We start from the raw sequence: 14,714 nt of genomic DNA on the forward strand, positions 1-14,714 counted from the left end.
GCCCTTCGCGTATCCGGATGGAGTAGGTCGCTTACTTCGGCGTCGCTTCGGTCTTCATCTTGCCCGAGACCGAATTGAAGGTGGTACCCAGCTGGTTGCCCAGCCCCTTCATCGCGGCGATCGCGGCGACCGCGATCAGCGCGGCGATCAGCCCGTATTCGATCGCGGTGGCGCCCTTGCTGTTCTTCAGGAAGGTGCGGATGGCCTGCATGGAAATTCTCCCGTTCGTCATCATGCTTCAGTTACCCGGCGACGGAGCTTCGACCCGCATCGCACCATCGGTATCGCGCAAAGGCTTTACTGAAAATAAAATGAGAAGAACGAAGCGCGATGGTAAATGAACGGTAACGCGCGCACATGACGAAAAGGGCGGCGGAACCGAAGTTCCGCCGCCCGATCCTGTAACGACGTGGCGTCGTTGCGTCGCTTACTTCGGCGTCGCTTCGGTCGCCATCTTGCCCGACACCGAGTTGAAGGTGGTGCCCAGCTGGTTGCCCAGGCCCTTCATCGCGGCGATGGCGGCGACGGCGATCAGCGCGGCGATCAGGCCGTACTCGATCGCGGTGGCGCCCTTGCTGTTCTTCAGGAACGAACGAATCTTCTGCATGTCGATCTCCAGTGATACCAAAGCTTCAGCTACCCGGCCGGCGTCTTTCGACGTCAAGCCCATTCCGTTTATGGCGGTCCAGTTGATGAAACATTAAACCGGACATCCTGCCGCAAATATTTGATAGTTAACGGCAAGGTTACTTTGCGATGTCCATGTTGTTGCCGGCGTAACGGTACATCGCGCCGCTGGCATTGGTGAAACGATTGGCCGCCGCGACCATCGCCATTGCGATCATCGCCAGGATGATGCCGTATTCGGTCGCCGATGCGCCGCGGCAGTCGCGCACCAGGCGCAGGAGACGGGCGACAAGGCGATCGGGGGCTGGCATGGCGCCGGACTTGGCACGGACGGGGTTAAGGAAAGGTCGATGGGCTCGCCGATACTGGTCGTCGCCGCCGCGCTGATCGACGCGCAGGGCCGCTGCCTGATGCAGCAGCGCCCCGTCGGCAAGCAGCATGGCGGGCTGTGGGAATTTCCGGGCGGCAAGGTGGAGCCGGGGGAGGCGCCCGCCGACGCGCTGGCGCGCGAACTGGCCGAGGAACTGGGGATCGTCGTCGCCCCCGCCGCGCTCGCCCCGCTGTCCTTCGCGGTCGACCCCAACCGACCCGGCGCGGCGCTGGTGATGCTGTTGTACCGCTGCACCCGGTGGAGCGGCGTGCCCCGCGCGCTGGCCGCGGACGCGCTGCGCTGGGATGTGCCGCGCGCGCTCGCCGATCTGCCGATGCCGCCGGTCGACGTGCCGTTGCTCGCCACCCTGCAACAGGCTCTTGCCGCGCCCGCGCCGCTGGCATAGGGTGGCGCGCAGCGAACAGGTTCCCCCTGACCGGGGATGAAATGGGAATCCGGAACCGATCCGGAGCTGCCCCCGCAACTGTGACCGGTGAGCCGATCCCCGCGCGCGCCACTGGACCTTCGGGTCCGGGAAGGCCGGGATCCGGTGTCGACCCGGGAGCCAGGAGACCTGCCTGTCCGCGGTTGTCCTTCGCGCGGACGGGGTGTGCCGGGCGATCGAGGTCTTTTCCTCGTGTGACGACTGTTCTGGGGTCGGCACACGGGGGGTGGCATCGCTACGCGCCGTCGCCGTCCCGCACATGTGATGGGGACCAAGGGGACATGAACTACCGTATTTCACTGATCGCGCTGCCGCTGCTGACGGCGGCGCTGCCCGCCCATGCCAGCGAGCAGAGCGCGCAGTCCGGCCCGGCGCTGGAGGAAGCGGCCGCCGCCGGCGACACGATCGTGGTCACCGCCAACCGCACCGCGCGCCCGATCGACACCGTGGGGCAGGCGATCACCGTGCTCGACACCGCGACGATCGAACAGCGCCAGAGCGTGACCGTCGCCGACCTGCTGCGCCAGACGCCGGGCGTGTCGGTGGCGCGCAACGGCGGCATCGGCGGCGTGACCAGCGTGTTCATCCGCGGCGCGGAAAGCGACCAGACCGTGGCGCTGATCGACGGGGTGAAGATCAACGATCCGTCGTCGCCGGGCGGCGGGTTCAACTTCGGCGAGCTGCTGATCGGCAATATCGCGCGGATCGAGGTGCTGCGCGGTGCCGAATCGGTGCTGTGGGGCAGCCAGGCGATCGGCGGCGTGGTGAACATGATCACCCGCCAGCCGACCGGGGCGCTGACCGTCAACGCGCGCGGCGAAGGCGGCTGGCACGGCACCGGGCAGGGGGTCGCCAATGTCGCGGGCCGCGTCGGCCCGGTCTCCGCAAGCCTCGGCGGCGGCTATTTCACCACCGAGGGCACGTCCGCCGCGGCGGTCGGGACGGAGCGCGACGGCTATCGCAACTACGGCGCCAACGGCAGCGTCAACATCGCGCTTGCCGATGCGGTGTCGGTCGACCTGCGCGGCTTCTATTCGAACGGCCGCGCCGATTACGACGGCTTCGCCCCGCCGACCTTCGCATTCGGCGACACGCAGGAATATAGCGAGACCGAGCAGTGGGTCGGCTATGGCGGGCTGAACGTCGCGCTGTTCGACGGCAAGTTCCGCAACCGCTTCGCCTATGCGCGCACGCAGGTGAACCGCGCGACCTTCGACGCGGCGCAGACGCCGGCGGAAACCTTCCGCGCGCGCGGCCGCAACGAACGGCTGGAATATCAGGGCAACGTGGATCTGAACCAGGCGGTGCGCGCCACCTTCGGTGCGGAGCGCGAGGTGTCGCGGCTGTTCACCGACGGGTTCGGCGCGGTCAGCAACGCGCGCGCGCGCATCTGGGGCGTCTATGGCCAGCTGTCGGTGATGCCGGTGACCGGGCTGACCGTGTCGGGCGGCGTGCGCCACGACGACCACGACCGCTTCGGCGGCGCGACGACCGCCTCGGCCAACGGCGCCTATACCCCCAACGGCGGCAACACCGTGCTGCGCGCCAGCTATTCCGAGGGGTACAAGGTACCGTCGCTGTACCAGCTGTTCGGCGACTACGGGAACCGCACGCTGCGCCCCGAACGCTCGCACGGCTGGGACGCGGGCGTGACGCAGCGCGCGCTGGACGGCGCGGTCGAGGCGAGCGCGACGTGGTTCCACCGCACCTCCACCGATCTCATCAGCTTCGTGTCGTGCGCGGCGGGTGCGGGCGGCATCTGCACCAACCGCCCGTTCGGCACCTATGACAATGTCGCGCGCGCGCGGGCACAGGGGCTGGAACTGGCGCTGGCGCTGCGCCCGGTGGAGGCGCTGACGGTGTCGGGCGCCTACACCTATCTGGACGCGCAGAACCGCTCGCCCGGATCGGCGTCGTTCGGGCGCGCGCTCGCGCGGCGGCCGTCGCAGAGCGTGACGATGAACGCCGACTATCGCTGGCCGATCGGGCTGACCACCGGCGCGACGGTGACGGCGGTGGGCGACAGCCTCGATGCGTCGGCGCCGCGCGGGCGGCTCGACGGCTACGTGCTGGCCGATGCGCGGGTGTCCTTCCCGCTAAGCGAGCATGTCGAGCTGTACGGGCGGGTCGAAAACCTGTTTGGCGAACGCTACCAGACCGCCGCCGGCTATGGCACGCCGGGCCGCGCGGCCTATGGCGGCGTCCGCCTGCGGTATTGAGGTGAAGGGAAGGGGCAGGAGCGATGCGCGCGCTGTATGTCGCCATGCTGGCACCGGCGCTGCTGTCCGCGGCACCGGCGCGTGCGCCGCGTATCGTCTCGATCAACCCGTGCCTCGACGCGATCCTGGTCCAGGTTGCCGATCCCGCGCAGATCGCCGGGATCAGCGCCTATTCGCAGGATCCGCGCAGCACCTCCATGTCGCTGGCGGTAGCGCGGCGCTTCACCGCGCTGTCGGGCACCGCTGAGGAGGTGGTGGCGCTGCGCCCCGATATCGTCGTCGGCGGTGCGCATGTCGCGCCCGCGACGGTCGCCGCGCTGAAGCGGATGGGCATCCCGCTGGTGCAATATCCCGTCCCCGCCACCGTCGCCGACAGCGTGGCGCAGGTCCGCGCGCTCGCCGCGGTGGCGGGGCATCCGGCACGCGGCGCGGGACTGGCGCGGCGGATCGAGCTGGCCGCTGCGCCCGCGCATCGACGTGCCGTCCCCGCGCTGATCTGGGGCGCGGGCGGGCTGGTGCCGGGGGCGGGCACGCTGCCCGACGAATTGTTGCGCCGCGCCGGCTTTTCGAACAGCAGCGCGGCCTATGGCCTGGCGCAATGGGACATATTGCCGCTCGAATATCTGGTCGCCCGCCCGCCGCGCGTGCTGCTGTCGACCGGGCTGGCCGATGCGGGCGGTGAGCGGCTGGCGCGGCATCGCGCGGTGCGGCGACTGGGCGCGCGGATCACCGTCGCGCCGTTCGCCGCGCGGCTGATGAACTGCGGCGGGCCGTCGATCATCGCCGCGATGGCGCGGCTGCGCGCGATCCGGCAGAACGTGGGCCGGCAGGGGCTGGGCGCATGACGCGGCTCAACCTGTGGCTGTCCCTTGGCGTGATCGTCGCGGCGCTGCTGTCGGTCGCGGCGGGCAAGGTGTGGGTGCCGCTCGATGCTTGGACCAGCGCCGATCCGCGCTCGCTTATCATCGTCGAACTTCGGCTGCCGCGCACCGTGCTGGCGCTGGCGGTCGGCGCGGCGTTGGGGTTTTCGGGCGCGGTGATGCAGGGTTATCTGCGCAATCCGCTCGCCGATCCGGGGCTGTTCGGCGTGTCGGCGGGGGCGGCGTTCGGGGCGGTCTGCGCGCTGTTCTTCGGCTATGCCGCGCAGGCATGGCTGCTGCCCGGCTTCGCACTGGCGGGGGCGGGCGCGACGATGGCGATGCTCGCGCTGATCGCGGGCCGATCGGGTAGCCTGATCCTGTTCACGCTGGCGGGCATGATCCTGACCAGCATCGCCGGATCGCTGACCGCGCTGGCGATCAGCCTGGCGCCGACCCCGTTCGTGGCCTCGGAAATCGTCACCTGGCTGATGGGCGCGCTGACCGACCGCAGCTGGGACGACGTGCTGGTCGCGGTGCCGCTGATGGCGGTGGGCGCGGTGATCCTGGCGCGCACCGCCGCCGCGCTCGACGCGCTGACGCTGGGGGAGGTCGCCGCACGCTCGATGGGGGTCGACCCGCGCCGGCTCCAGCTGGCGGTCGTCGCGGGAATCGCGCTGCTGGTCGGCGCGTCGGTGGCGGCGGCGGGGGTGATCGGCTTCGTCGGGTTGATGGTGCCGCACCTCGTCCGCCCGCTCGCCGGGCATCGCCCGTCCGCGATCCTGTTGCCCAGCGCGCTGGCCGGCGCACTGCTGCTGACGGTGGCCGACACGCTGGTGCGCGTCCTGCCGACCGTCGCGGAGCTGCGGCTGGGGATCGCGATGTCGATGCTGGGCGGGCCGTTCTTCCTTTACCTCTTGGTCGCGATGCGGCGGCGGCTGGCATGAACGCGCTGTCGGTTCATGGCCTGACGCTGACGCTGGGCGGCCGGCGCGTGCTCGATCGGGTCGAGGCGACATTCACGCCGGGCCGGGTCAGCGCGCTGCTCGGCCCCAATGGCGCGGGCAAGAGCAGCCTGATGGCCTGCCTCGCCGCGCTGCGCCGCCCCGATGCCGGGCAGGTGACGCTGGGCGGCGAGGACGTGCAGGCGATCGAGCCGACGGTACGCGCGCGGCGCATCGGCCTGCTGCCGCAGGGGCATGACGTCCACTGGAACGTCGACGTCGCCACGTTGGTCGCGCTGGGGCGGCTGCCGTGGCGCGGCCGCTGGGGCGAAACCGACGCCGATCGCGCCGCGGTCGCCCGCGCGCTGGCGGCGACCGACATGGCCCCGCTGGCCGCGCGGGGCATGGAACATCTGTCGGGCGGCGAGCGCGCCCGCGCCCTGCTCGCGCGCGTCCTGGCGGGGGAGCCGGAATGGCTGCTGGCGGACGAACCGCTCGCCAGCCTCGACCCGCGGCACCAGGTGGAGGTCGGCGCGCGGCTGCGCGACGTGGCGGCGGGCGGGCGCGGCGTGGTGCTGGTGGTCCACGATCTCAACATGGCGGCGCGGCTGGCCGACGACGTGGTGCTGCTGCGCGAGGGGCGCGTCGTGGCGCACGGCCCGGCGGCGGACGTGCTGACGCCGGCGCTGGTAGAGGAAACCTACGGCCTGCCGGTGGAGATCGGCCGCTCAGCGGACGGCGCGACGTTCATCCTGCCGCGCGGCTGATTCGCCGACCGTTCCCGATGGAGGCGCGACCGGGAATCGAACCCGGGTGCAAGGATTTGCAGTCCTCTGCGTCACCACTCCGCCATCGCGCCTCGACGTCGGGAGGCGCGCCAATGCGGGCGTCGGCGCGCGCTGTCAAGCGCCTGTCGCGCGGCGGATGCGGCAAAGCGCACGTCAGGCGTTGGCAAATGGGCCATGCGCGCGATACAAGCGCGGCGCAGCAACGTGTGTTGCATCCATATAACAGCTATGCCACAGGAAGGCCGATGACCGCTTTCGCCACCGCTCCCGCCGTTCGCGCCGACGATTTCACCGTCATGCGGCAGGCGATGGTCGCCAGCCAGCTGCGCACCGCCGCGGTCGACGATCCGCGCGTCGTCGCCGCCATCGCGCAGGTGCCGCGCGAAACCTTCGTTCCGGGCGATGCCGCCGACCTCGCCTATCGCGACACCGCGATCGACCTGGGGCAGGGGCGCCGCCTCAACACCCCGCTGGCGACCGCGCGGCTGATCGTCGCGGCGCGGCTGCTGCCGGCCGACCGCGTGCTGCTGATCGGCGCGGCGACCGGCTATGCCGCCGCGGTCCTGTCGAAGCTGACGGCGCAGGTGACCGCGGTCGAAGCGACCCCGGCACTGGTCGCGCACGCCCGCACCGCGCTGGCCGACACGCCGAACGTCACCCTGGTCGAGGGCGCGCTGGAACACGGCCATCCCGATGGCGCGCCCTACGACGTGCTGTTCGTCGACGGCGCGGTCGAGGAACTGCCGATGACGCTGGTGACGCAGCTGGCCGATGGCGGCCGGATCGTGTCGGGGCTGATCGACAAGGGCGTCTATCGCCTCACTTCGGGTGCGCGCCGCGGCGCCGCCTTCGCGCTTGCCCCCTTTGCGGACGTCGATTCGGTGCCCTTGCCCGGATTCGCGCGGCCGCGCCGCTTCACCTTCTGAGGAAATTGCCGCGTGCGTCTGCGTCCCTTTCTGCTGCTCTCCGTGGCGCTGGCCGCTCCGGCCTCCGCCGAAACGCTGCGCGACGCGCTCGCCAAGGCTTATCAGAATAACCCGACGCTGACCGCGCAGCGCGCGGCGCAGCGCGCCAATGACGAAAACGTGCCGATCGCGCGATCGGGGGGCCGCCCGGTGGTATCCGCCAACACCGGCATCAACGAAAATGTCATTCGCAACGGCAACAATTTCACCACCCCGGAACGGCTGTTGCAGGGCAATGTCGGCGTCACCCTGCCGCTGTATCAGGGTGGGCGCGTGCGCAACGGCGTGCAGGCCGCCGAGATCCGCGTCGGCGCCGGTCAGGCGAATCTGCGCGGGGTGGAGGCCAATACCTTCACCGACGTGGTCGGCGCCTACAACAACGTGATCCGCGACGAGGCGATCGTTGGCCTGAATGCGCAGAACGTGCGCGTGCTGGAAACCAACCTTCGCGCCAGTCGCGACCGGTTCGAGGTCGGCGACCTGACCCGTACCGACGTCGCCCAGTCGGAGGCGCGGCTCGCGCTCGCCCGCGCGCAATTGCAGGGTGCGCAGGCGACGCTGATCGCCAGCCGCGAAAATTACGTGCGATTGGTGGGCACCGCGCCCGGCACGCTGGATCAGCCACCCGCGCTCCCCGCGTTGCCCGGTTCGGCGGACGATGCGGTGACGGTGGCGCTGCGCGACAATCCGACGTTGCTGGCCGCGCGCGAACTGCGCCGCGCCAGCGACTATGACGTGCGCGTCGCGCAGGCCGGGCGCCTGCCGCAGGTCGGCGTCACCGTCGGGCAGAATTACGTCAACTATCTCGGCACGCTGGGGGCGGGCACCGGCCTCGGCGTCGGCCAGACCGGCAGCTCGACCGCGGTCGGCCTGTCGCTCAGTCTGCCGATCTTCCAGGGCGGGCGCCCCGCCGCACAGATCCGCCAGGCGCAGGAATTGCGCGGGCAGGCGATCGAGCAGGCGACCGCCGCCGAACGCCAGGTGATCGCCTCCACCCGCTCCGCCTATGCGATCTGGCGCTCTTCGCTCCAGGTGATCGCCTCGGCCGAAACCGCGGTCAACGCCAACAAGCTCAGCCTTGAGGGCGTCCGCGCCGAAAACAGCGTCGGCACGCGCACCATCCTCGACATCCTCAACGCCGAACAGGAATTGCTCAACAGCCAGGTCACGCTGGTGACGGCGCGCCGCGACGCCTATGTCGCGGGCTTCGCGCTGCTGGCGGCGATGGGCCATGCCGAGGCGCGCGACCTGGGGCTGGACGGCGGCGCGCTCTACGATCCGACGACGCACTACCGCGACGTGCGCGGGCGCTTTTCCGATTTCGACGGCGGCAAGGCGGCGCAGCCGGTGGCCGCCAGCACCGCGACCACCCCGGCGCAGGACGCCACTGTCACCCGCCCGCTCGACCCGCTGCTCGAAAGCAACGTTGACAGGACGCCCGCGTTGACGACAGGTATCGACCGACCGCGTCCGTAAGGGCATGTGGCGACGTCGCGATCTGGATCGCAGTAAGGAGCGTTCGATGGGGGATGTGAGCGCCGAGCCGTCGATGGAGGACATCCTGGCCTCCATCAAGCGCGTCATCAAGGAAGGCGAGGCGCAGGCGCCCGCGCGCCGGTCCGCCCCGCGCCCGCTGGGCGGGCACGATCGCGACGCGGTGCTCGAACTCAACGATCCGCTCAGCCGCGCGCAGCAGCTGGCATCGCAGGTCGGGGAAGCGTCCTCCTACGCGCCCACCGCCGCTCCGCCCCAGGTGGCACCTGAACGGCTCGCTCCCGAACCGCCCGCATCGGCCCCCGCGCCGGCGGCCGCGCCGACGATGCTGGAGCGCGAGCCGGAACCCGCCGCCCCGTCGCCGCCCTCCGCCGCCGCCGCGATCGACGCCGCCGCCGTCTCCGCCCGCACCGTAGAGGCGACGCGCGGCGCGCTGGGCGCGCTGTCGCGGCTGGTGGTGAAGCCGGAGGGGGACAGCGACGGCACGCTGGAGGGGCTGGTGCGCGACATGCTGCGCCCGATGCTGTCGGAATGGCTGGACCAGAACCTGCCGCGCCTGGTCGAGCAGATGGTCGCGCGCGAGATCGCGAAGATCACCAACGGCCAGGGCTGACCGCTCGCTGCCCGGCGCGATGCGGGCGATTGTTTCGTTCGCGACGATCTGCTGTATCCTGTCGGTCATGAAGAGGATCACGCTCGCGAGTCTGCTCGCGCTTTCCGCCGTCGCCGCGACCACCGGCATCGCCGCCCCCGCCGCCGCCCGCCCGCTGACCATTGCCGATGTGACGATGCTCAGCCGCGTCGGCACGCCCACGCTGTCGAAGGACGGGCGATGGCTGGTCTGGGCGCAGCGCGAAACCGATCTGGATGCCGATCGCGGCCGCTACGACCTGTGGCGGCTCGACCTGTCGGTGCCGGGCGCGCCGCCGGTGAAGCTGGCGGCCGACCCCGCGCTCGACGAAAACGACCCGCAGATCGTCGGCACGACCGTCTATTTCAGCGCCGACGATGCGATCTGGTCGGTGCCCGTCACCGGCGGCGCGCCGCGCCGAATCACCGATTTCAAGGGCGGGTTCAACGGCTTCAAGGTCGCGCCGACCGGCGACCGGATCGCCGTCTGGGCGGATCGCCGCCCCGGCGCGCCCAGCCTGGAACCGGCGATGGTCAAGAAGGACGCGAACGCCGGATCGGGCCGCACCTATGACCAGTTGTTCGTGCGCCATTGGGATACGTGGGCGGACGGCACCCGATCGCAATTGTTCGTCCTGCCGCTGACCGCGGCGGGCGCGCGGGGCAATGGCGTGCCCGTCACCGGCGGGCTGGTGGGCGACACGCCGTCAAAGCCGTTCGGCGGCGGGGAGGAAGTGTCATGGGGCGCGGACGGCCGCACGCTGTACTTCGCGCTGCGCGAGGCGGGGCGGATCGAGCCGCTGTCGACCAACCTCGACATCTTCTCCACCCCCGCGGACGGCAGCGCGCCGCCGACGAACCTCACCACCGTCAACAAGGCCACCGACACCCAGCCAGCGGTATCGCCCGACGGGACCAAGCTGGCCTATCTGGCGATGCGCCGCCCGGGGTATGAGGCGGACCGCTACGTCCTGACGATCCGCGACCTGCGCACCGGCAAGCTCACCTCGCTGACGGAACGCTGGGACCGGTCAGTCGGGTCGATCCAGTGGGCGCCCGATTCGCGCTCGCTGTACGTCACCGCCGAGGATGTGCAGGACGTGCCGCTGTTCCGCGTCGATGCGCAGACCGGGCAGGCGACGCGGCTGACGCAGGGCGGGCATGTCGGCGCGGTGGCGGTGGGGCCGAAGGGCGTCGTCGTGTCGATCGACAGCCTGACTGCGCCGGGCGATTTCTACCGCGTCACCGGCACGCCGGGCGCCGCGCCGCTGCGGCTGACCAGCGTCAATGCGACGAAGCTGGCCGGGGTCGACATGCCCACGGTCGAACGCTTCAGCTTCAAGGGCGCGAACGACGACACCGTCTGGGGCTATGCCGTCCGCCCGTTCGGCGCGACCGGCAAGCTGCCGATCGCGTTCATGGTCCATGGCGGGCCGCAGGGGTCGAGCAACGACAGCTGGTCGTATCGCTGGAACCCGGCGGTGTTCGCGGGTGCGGGCTATGCGCTGGTCGCGGTCGATTTCCACGGCTCGACCGGTTACGGGCAGGCGTTCACCGATGCGATCCGCAGCAACTGGGGCGGCTGGCCGCTGGAGGACCTGCAGAAGGGACTGGCCGCCGCGACCGCGAAGTTCGACTGGCTGGACGCGAACAACGCCTGCGCGCTCGGCGCCAGCTACGGCGGCTACATGATGAACTGGATCGAGGGGCGCTGGCCGGACCGGTTCAGGTGCATCGTCCAGCACGACGGCGTCTTTGACGCGCGCGCCATGGCCTATGAGACCGAGGAGCTGTGGTTCGACGAATGGGAACATGGCGGAAAGGCCTATTTCGAGGACCCCGCCGCGTTCGAGAAGTGGAATCCGGTCAATTACGTCGATCGGTGGAAGACGCCGCAGCTGGTCATCACCGGCGAAAAGGACTTCCGCATTCCCTATACCCAGGGGATCGCCGCCTTCACCGCGCTCCAGCGCCGGGACATCCCCTCGCGCCTGCTGGTGTTCCCGAACGAGAACCATTGGGTGCTCAAGCCGAAGAACTCGCGCCAATGGTATCGCGAGGTGATCGGCTGGATGGACCGCTGGACGAAGGGCGCCGCCGCGCGCTGACCGTCGCTCAGGCGCCGGGAAGGTGCGGGTGCAACTCGCGCTCTTCCCACGCCAGCCGGATCCGCAGCCGCCGCTGGAGCGACAGCACCGCGCAGCGATAGGCGTCCCATTCGTCGGCGATGCGCGCGGGCGGCCAGCTGCCGATGTGCGCGCTATAGTCGCGCATGATCGCCTGCATGTCCTCGTTCAGGGCATCGGCCAGCGGCGCGCCGGGCAGCGCGGCCTGCATCTGCGCATCCTCGTCCGCGCGATGCCGCTGCAACAATTGCGAAAAGGCCAGCCGTTCGCGGAACATCGCGGCGTCCGTCGTGTCGTGCCTCTGCGTCATCAACGCCGCAAATCGCTGCATCGCGGCGCGCAATTCGTCGTGATCGCTACGTAATCGCCCCATGTCCCGGCCCGGTCGTCATCGGATCGGGTCTAGCAACGCCGGGTTAACCAACCATTGGCAGGCGGCTTCTCAGCGCGCGGTGCTGTGGCTACAGACACGCGCATGACCGAACTCGCCAAGACATTCGACCCCGCCGCCATCGAGGCCCGCTGGTACCGCCATTGGGAGGAAAAGGGCCTGTTCCGTCCCGACCGGCCTGGCGCGGAGCCGTGGACGATCGTCAACCCGCCGCCGAACGTCACCGGCTCGCTCCACATCGGCCATGCGCTCGACAACACGTTGCAGGACATCCTGACCCGTCACGCGCGGCTGAAGGGCAAGGATGCGCTGTGGGTGGTCGGCACCGACCATGCCGGCATCGCGACGCAGATGGTGGTCGAGCGCCAGATGGGCGCGAAGGGCGAGAAGCGCACCGATTTCACCCGCGACGAATTCGTCGCCAAGGTGTGGGCGTGGAAGGCCGAGAGCGGCGGCCAGATCACCGGCCAGCTGCGCCGGCTGGGCTGTTCGATGGACTGGGCGAACGAGCGGTTCACGATGGACGAAGGCTTCAGCAAGGCGGTGCTGAAGGTGTTCGTCGACCTCTACGACCAGGGGCTGCTGTATCGCGACAAACGGCTGGTCAACTGGGATCCGGGCCTGGGCACCGCGATCAGCGACCTGGAGGTCGAAACCCGCGAGATCCAGGGCAAGTTCTGGCACCTGCGCTACCCGCTGGCGGACGGATCGGGGCATATCGAGGTGGCGACCACCCGCCCCGAAACCATGCTGGCCGACATGGCCGTCGCGGTGAACCCCGATGACGCGCGCTACACCGCGCTGATCGGGCAGCAGGTGCGCCTGCCGATCACCGGCCGGCTGATCCCGATCGTCGCCGACGAACACGCCGACCCCGAACTGGGATCGGGCGCGGTGAAGATCACGCCGGGGCACGACTTCAACGATTTCGAGGTCGGCCGCCGCGCCGGGATCGAGGCGCGCGACATGCTCAACATGCTCGATGCCAGGGCGCATGTCTGCCAGACCGCCGACGGGCTGATCCCCGCCGAACTGGTCGGCATGGAGCGGTTCGCCGCGCGCAAGGCGATCGTCGAGCGGCTGGAGGCCGAGGGCGCGCTGGTCCGCGTCGAGGATCGCACGATCCAGACGCCGTACGGCGACCGTTCGGGCGTAGTCATCGAACCCTGGCTGACCGACCAATGGTATGTCGACGCCGCCACGCTGGCCAAGCCCGCGATCGAGGCGGTGCGCTCCGGCGCGATCCAGATCGTGCCCAAGACGTGGGAGAAGACCTTCTTCAACTGGATGGAGAACATCCAGCCGTGGTGCGTCTCGCGCCAGCTATGGTGGGGGCATCGGATACCGGCGTGGTTCGCCGCCGACGGCAGCGTCTTCGTCGCCGAAACCGCGGAAGAGGCACAGGCGCAGGCCGGTGCGGGTGTCGCGCTGGAACGCGACCCCGACGTCCTCGACACGTGGTTCTCCTCCGCCCTCTGGCCGTTCGCCACGCTCGGCTGGCCCCAGGATGGCGACGCGAGCCTCGCCGGCCGCTACCCCAACGACGTCCTCATTTCCGGCTTCGACATCCTGTTCTTCTGGGACGCCCGCATGATGATGCAGGGCATCCACTTCATGAAGGACGTGCCGTTCCGCACGCTCTACCTGCACGGCCTTGTCCGCGCGGCGGACGGGGCGAAGATGTCCAAGTCGAAGGGCAATACCGTCGATCCGCTCGGCCTGATCGACCAGTATGGCGCCGATGCGCTGCGCTTCTTCATGGCGGCGATGGAAAGCCAGGGCCGCGATATCAAGATGGATGAGAAGCGCGTCGAGGGCTATCGCAACTTCGCGACCAAGCTGTGGAACGCCAGCCGCTTCGCGCAGGCCAACGGCATCGGCGGCTCCGACACGATCGAGCCGCCCGCCGCGACGCTGGCGGTCAACAAGTGGATCGTCGCCGAAACGGTCGCGACGGTGCAGGCGGTCGACCTCGCGCTCGCCGACTATCGCTTCGATGCGGCGGCCAACGCCATCTACCAGTTCGTGTGGAGCCGCTTCTGCGACTGGTATCTGGAACTGATCAAAGGAAATATCGACGCCGAGACGAAGGCGGTCGCGGGCTGGGTGCTCGACCAGATCCTGATCCTGCTCCACCCGTTCATGCCGTTCATCACCGAGGAACTGTGGCACGCGCTCGCCCCCCGCAAGCACGAGCTGATCGTCGCGCAATGGCCGATGCCCGACGCGCGCGCGCTCGATCCGGCGGCGGTGCGCGCGGTCGAGCGGCTGATCGAGTTGGTCGAGGCCGTCCGCGCCGCCCGCGCCGAACTGAACGTGCCGCCCGGCGCGAAGATCGCGCTCCACACCGGCACGGGCGACGTGCCCGCCGACATCGCCCCCTATGTCGAGCGGCTGGCGCGCGTCACGCTGACCGCAGGCGAGGCGAACGGCGCGCGCGCCCCGATCCTGTGGGGCGCGCAGACGTTCGCGCTCGCGCTCGAAGGGGTGATCGACCTCGACGCCGAACGCGCGCGGCTCACCAAGTCGCTCGCGGCGGCGGAGAAGGAGCGCGACGCACTCGCCGGCCGCCTCGGCAACGCCAGCTTCGTCGAACGCGCCAAGCCCGAGGCGGTGGAGAAGGCACGCGCCGACCACGCGGAGAAATCCGCCGACGCCGAACGCTTCGCCGCCGCGCTGGCGCGCCTGGGGTAGCGCGGAAAGGGCGACCGACCCCGCCCCCGTGCTCCGGCGAAGGCCGGAGCCAGGGTGACAGCGCGCCACCAGCGTCGCTCATCCCGACCCTGTGTTCCGGCCTGCGCCGGAGTACGGGGGTGGCGAGGGACGCCCCCGCACCCTCGCCACCACGACGGAACTGT

General features: G+C 70.2%; 14 protein-coding genes, 1 tRNA gene and 1 riboswitch. Of the genes, 10 read left to right on the top strand and 5 right to left on the bottom strand.

The window, feature by feature from the left end:
- Positions 1-31: 31 nt before the first annotated feature.
- From COA07_RS01685 to COA07_RS18155, 3 genes are all read right to left on the bottom strand, one after another.
- Positions 32-211, bottom strand: coding sequence for a Flp family type IVb pilin (locus tag COA07_RS01685; RefSeq protein ID WP_066711728.1), 180 nt, complete (start codon positions 209-211; stop codon positions 32-34).
- 216 nt (positions 212-427) lie between these two features.
- Entirely contained in the window at positions 428-607 is a 180-nt protein-coding gene (locus COA07_RS01690) for a Flp family type IVb pilin (protein ID WP_066485634.1), read from the bottom strand.
- Positions 608-746: 139 nt separating this feature from the next.
- A complete protein-coding gene (locus COA07_RS18155) occupies positions 747-938 on the bottom strand; it encodes a Flp family type IVb pilin (protein ID WP_169803553.1) in 192 nt (63 codons plus the stop codon).
- 39 nt (positions 939-977) lie between these two features.
- Between COA07_RS18155 and COA07_RS01700 the strand changes: the two genes are divergently transcribed.
- The 5 genes from COA07_RS01700 to COA07_RS01720 all read left to right on the top strand — a co-directional run bounded on the left by COA07_RS01700 (position 978) and on the right by COA07_RS01720 (position 6,229).
- Positions 978-1,403, top strand: a complete 426-nt coding sequence (locus COA07_RS01700) for a (deoxy)nucleoside triphosphate pyrophosphohydrolase (protein WP_066711727.1) — start codon at positions 978-980, stop codon at positions 1,401-1,403.
- Positions 1,404-1,593: riboswitch (cobalamin riboswitch) on the top strand.
- A 130-nt stretch (positions 1,594-1,723) separates the two neighbouring features.
- Positions 1,724-3,661 carry a TonB-dependent receptor plug domain-containing protein gene (locus tag COA07_RS01705; RefSeq protein ID WP_066711726.1) on the top strand — a complete coding sequence of 646 codons (1,938 nt, stop codon included), beginning with the start codon at positions 1,724-1,726 and terminating at the stop codon, positions 3,659-3,661.
- Between the two features lie 23 nt (positions 3,662-3,684).
- Positions 3,685-4,506 carry an ABC transporter substrate-binding protein gene (locus tag COA07_RS01710; RefSeq protein ID WP_066711725.1) on the top strand — a complete coding sequence of 274 codons (822 nt, stop codon included), beginning with the start codon at positions 3,685-3,687 and terminating at the stop codon, positions 4,504-4,506.
- The gene (locus COA07_RS01715; RefSeq protein ID WP_066711724.1) at positions 4,503-5,465 is read left to right on the top strand and encodes a FecCD family ABC transporter permease; all 963 of its coding nucleotides are present in this window, start codon (positions 4,503-4,505) and stop codon (positions 5,463-5,465) included. The genes COA07_RS01710 and COA07_RS01715 overlap by 4 nt, the downstream gene beginning before the upstream one ends.
- Entirely contained in the window at positions 5,462-6,229 is a 768-nt protein-coding gene (locus COA07_RS01720) for an ABC transporter ATP-binding protein (RefSeq protein ID WP_096640380.1), read from the top strand. The genes COA07_RS01715 and COA07_RS01720 overlap by 4 nt, the downstream gene beginning before the upstream one ends.
- A gap of 18 nt (positions 6,230-6,247) precedes the next feature.
- On the opposite strand, the gene COA07_RS01725 is transcribed toward COA07_RS01720, so the two are convergent.
- A tRNA-Cys gene (locus tag COA07_RS01725) sits at positions 6,248-6,321 on the bottom strand.
- Positions 6,322-6,495: 174 nt separating this feature from the next.
- Here COA07_RS01725 and COA07_RS01730 point away from each other — a divergent pair.
- The 4 genes from COA07_RS01730 to COA07_RS01745 all read left to right on the top strand — a co-directional run bounded on the left by COA07_RS01730 (position 6,496) and on the right by COA07_RS01745 (position 11,447).
- Positions 6,496-7,176 (top strand): protein-L-isoaspartate O-methyltransferase family protein, encoded by a 681-nt coding sequence (locus COA07_RS01730; RefSeq protein WP_066713255.1) that lies wholly within the window; start codon positions 6,496-6,498, stop codon positions 7,174-7,176.
- A gap of 12 nt (positions 7,177-7,188) precedes the next feature.
- Positions 7,189-8,691 carry a TolC family outer membrane protein gene (locus tag COA07_RS01735; protein ID WP_066713258.1) on the top strand — a complete coding sequence of 501 codons (1,503 nt, stop codon included), beginning with the start codon at positions 7,189-7,191 and terminating at the stop codon, positions 8,689-8,691.
- Between the two features lie 46 nt (positions 8,692-8,737).
- Complete coding sequence (locus COA07_RS01740; protein WP_211280933.1) at positions 8,738-9,322, top strand: DUF2497 domain-containing protein; 585 nt, start codon at positions 8,738-8,740, stop codon at positions 9,320-9,322.
- Between the two features lie 67 nt (positions 9,323-9,389).
- Positions 9,390-11,447: a S9 family peptidase gene (locus COA07_RS01745; RefSeq protein ID WP_066711222.1), complete on the top strand. Its 2,058-nt coding sequence runs from the start codon at positions 9,390-9,392 to the stop codon at positions 11,445-11,447.
- A gap of 7 nt (positions 11,448-11,454) precedes the next feature.
- On the opposite strand, the gene COA07_RS01750 is transcribed toward COA07_RS01745, so the two are convergent.
- Positions 11,455-11,838, bottom strand: coding sequence for a hypothetical protein (locus COA07_RS01750; RefSeq protein WP_083956876.1), 384 nt, complete (start codon positions 11,836-11,838; stop codon positions 11,455-11,457).
- Positions 11,839-11,940: 102 nt separating this feature from the next.
- Here COA07_RS01750 and COA07_RS01755 point away from each other — a divergent pair, with 102 nt between their 5' ends.
- The gene (locus COA07_RS01755; protein ID WP_066711211.1) at positions 11,941-14,550 is read left to right on the top strand and encodes a valine--tRNA ligase; all 2,610 of its coding nucleotides are present in this window, start codon (positions 11,941-11,943) and stop codon (positions 14,548-14,550) included.
- Positions 14,551-14,714 lie beyond the last annotated feature (164 nt).

This window comes from Sphingomonas adhaesiva (assembly GCF_002374855.1).
Taxonomy (GTDB): domain Bacteria; phylum Pseudomonadota; class Alphaproteobacteria; order Sphingomonadales; family Sphingomonadaceae; genus Sphingomonas; species Sphingomonas adhaesiva.

What these genes read in the sequence shown, in the direction of transcription:
- COA07_RS01685 (WP_066711728.1), bottom strand. Translation starts at nt 211, where the DNA reads ATGCAGGCCATCCGCACCTTCCTGAAGAACAGCAAGGGCGCCACCGCG.
- COA07_RS01690 (WP_066485634.1), bottom strand. Translation starts at nt 607, where the DNA reads ATGCAGAAGATTCGTTCGTTCCTGAAGAACAGCAAGGGCGCCACCGCG.
- COA07_RS18155 (WP_169803553.1), bottom strand. Translation starts at nt 938, where the DNA reads ATGCCAGCCCCCGATCGCCTTGTCGCCCGTCTCCTGCGCCTGGTGCGC.
- COA07_RS01700 (WP_066711727.1), top strand. Translation starts at nt 978, where the DNA reads ATGGGCTCGCCGATACTGGTCGTCGCCGCCGCGCTGATCGACGCGCAG.
- COA07_RS01705 (WP_066711726.1), top strand. Translation starts at nt 1,724, where the DNA reads ATGAACTACCGTATTTCACTGATCGCGCTGCCGCTGCTGACGGCGGCG.
- COA07_RS01710 (WP_066711725.1), top strand. Translation starts at nt 3,685, where the DNA reads ATGCGCGCGCTGTATGTCGCCATGCTGGCACCGGCGCTGCTGTCCGCG.
- COA07_RS01715 (WP_066711724.1), top strand. Translation starts at nt 4,503, where the DNA reads ATGACGCGGCTCAACCTGTGGCTGTCCCTTGGCGTGATCGTCGCGGCG.
- COA07_RS01720 (WP_096640380.1), top strand. Translation starts at nt 5,462, where the DNA reads ATGAACGCGCTGTCGGTTCATGGCCTGACGCTGACGCTGGGCGGCCGG.
- COA07_RS01730 (WP_066713255.1), top strand. Translation starts at nt 6,496, where the DNA reads ATGACCGCTTTCGCCACCGCTCCCGCCGTTCGCGCCGACGATTTCACC.
- COA07_RS01740 (WP_211280933.1), top strand. Translation starts at nt 8,738, where the DNA reads ATGGGGGATGTGAGCGCCGAGCCGTCGATGGAGGACATCCTGGCCTCC.
- COA07_RS01745 (WP_066711222.1), top strand. Translation starts at nt 9,390, where the DNA reads ATGAAGAGGATCACGCTCGCGAGTCTGCTCGCGCTTTCCGCCGTCGCC.
- COA07_RS01750 (WP_083956876.1), bottom strand. Translation starts at nt 11,838, where the DNA reads ATGGGGCGATTACGTAGCGATCACGACGAATTGCGCGCCGCGATGCAG.
- COA07_RS01755 (WP_066711211.1), top strand. Translation starts at nt 11,941, where the DNA reads ATGACCGAACTCGCCAAGACATTCGACCCCGCCGCCATCGAGGCCCGC.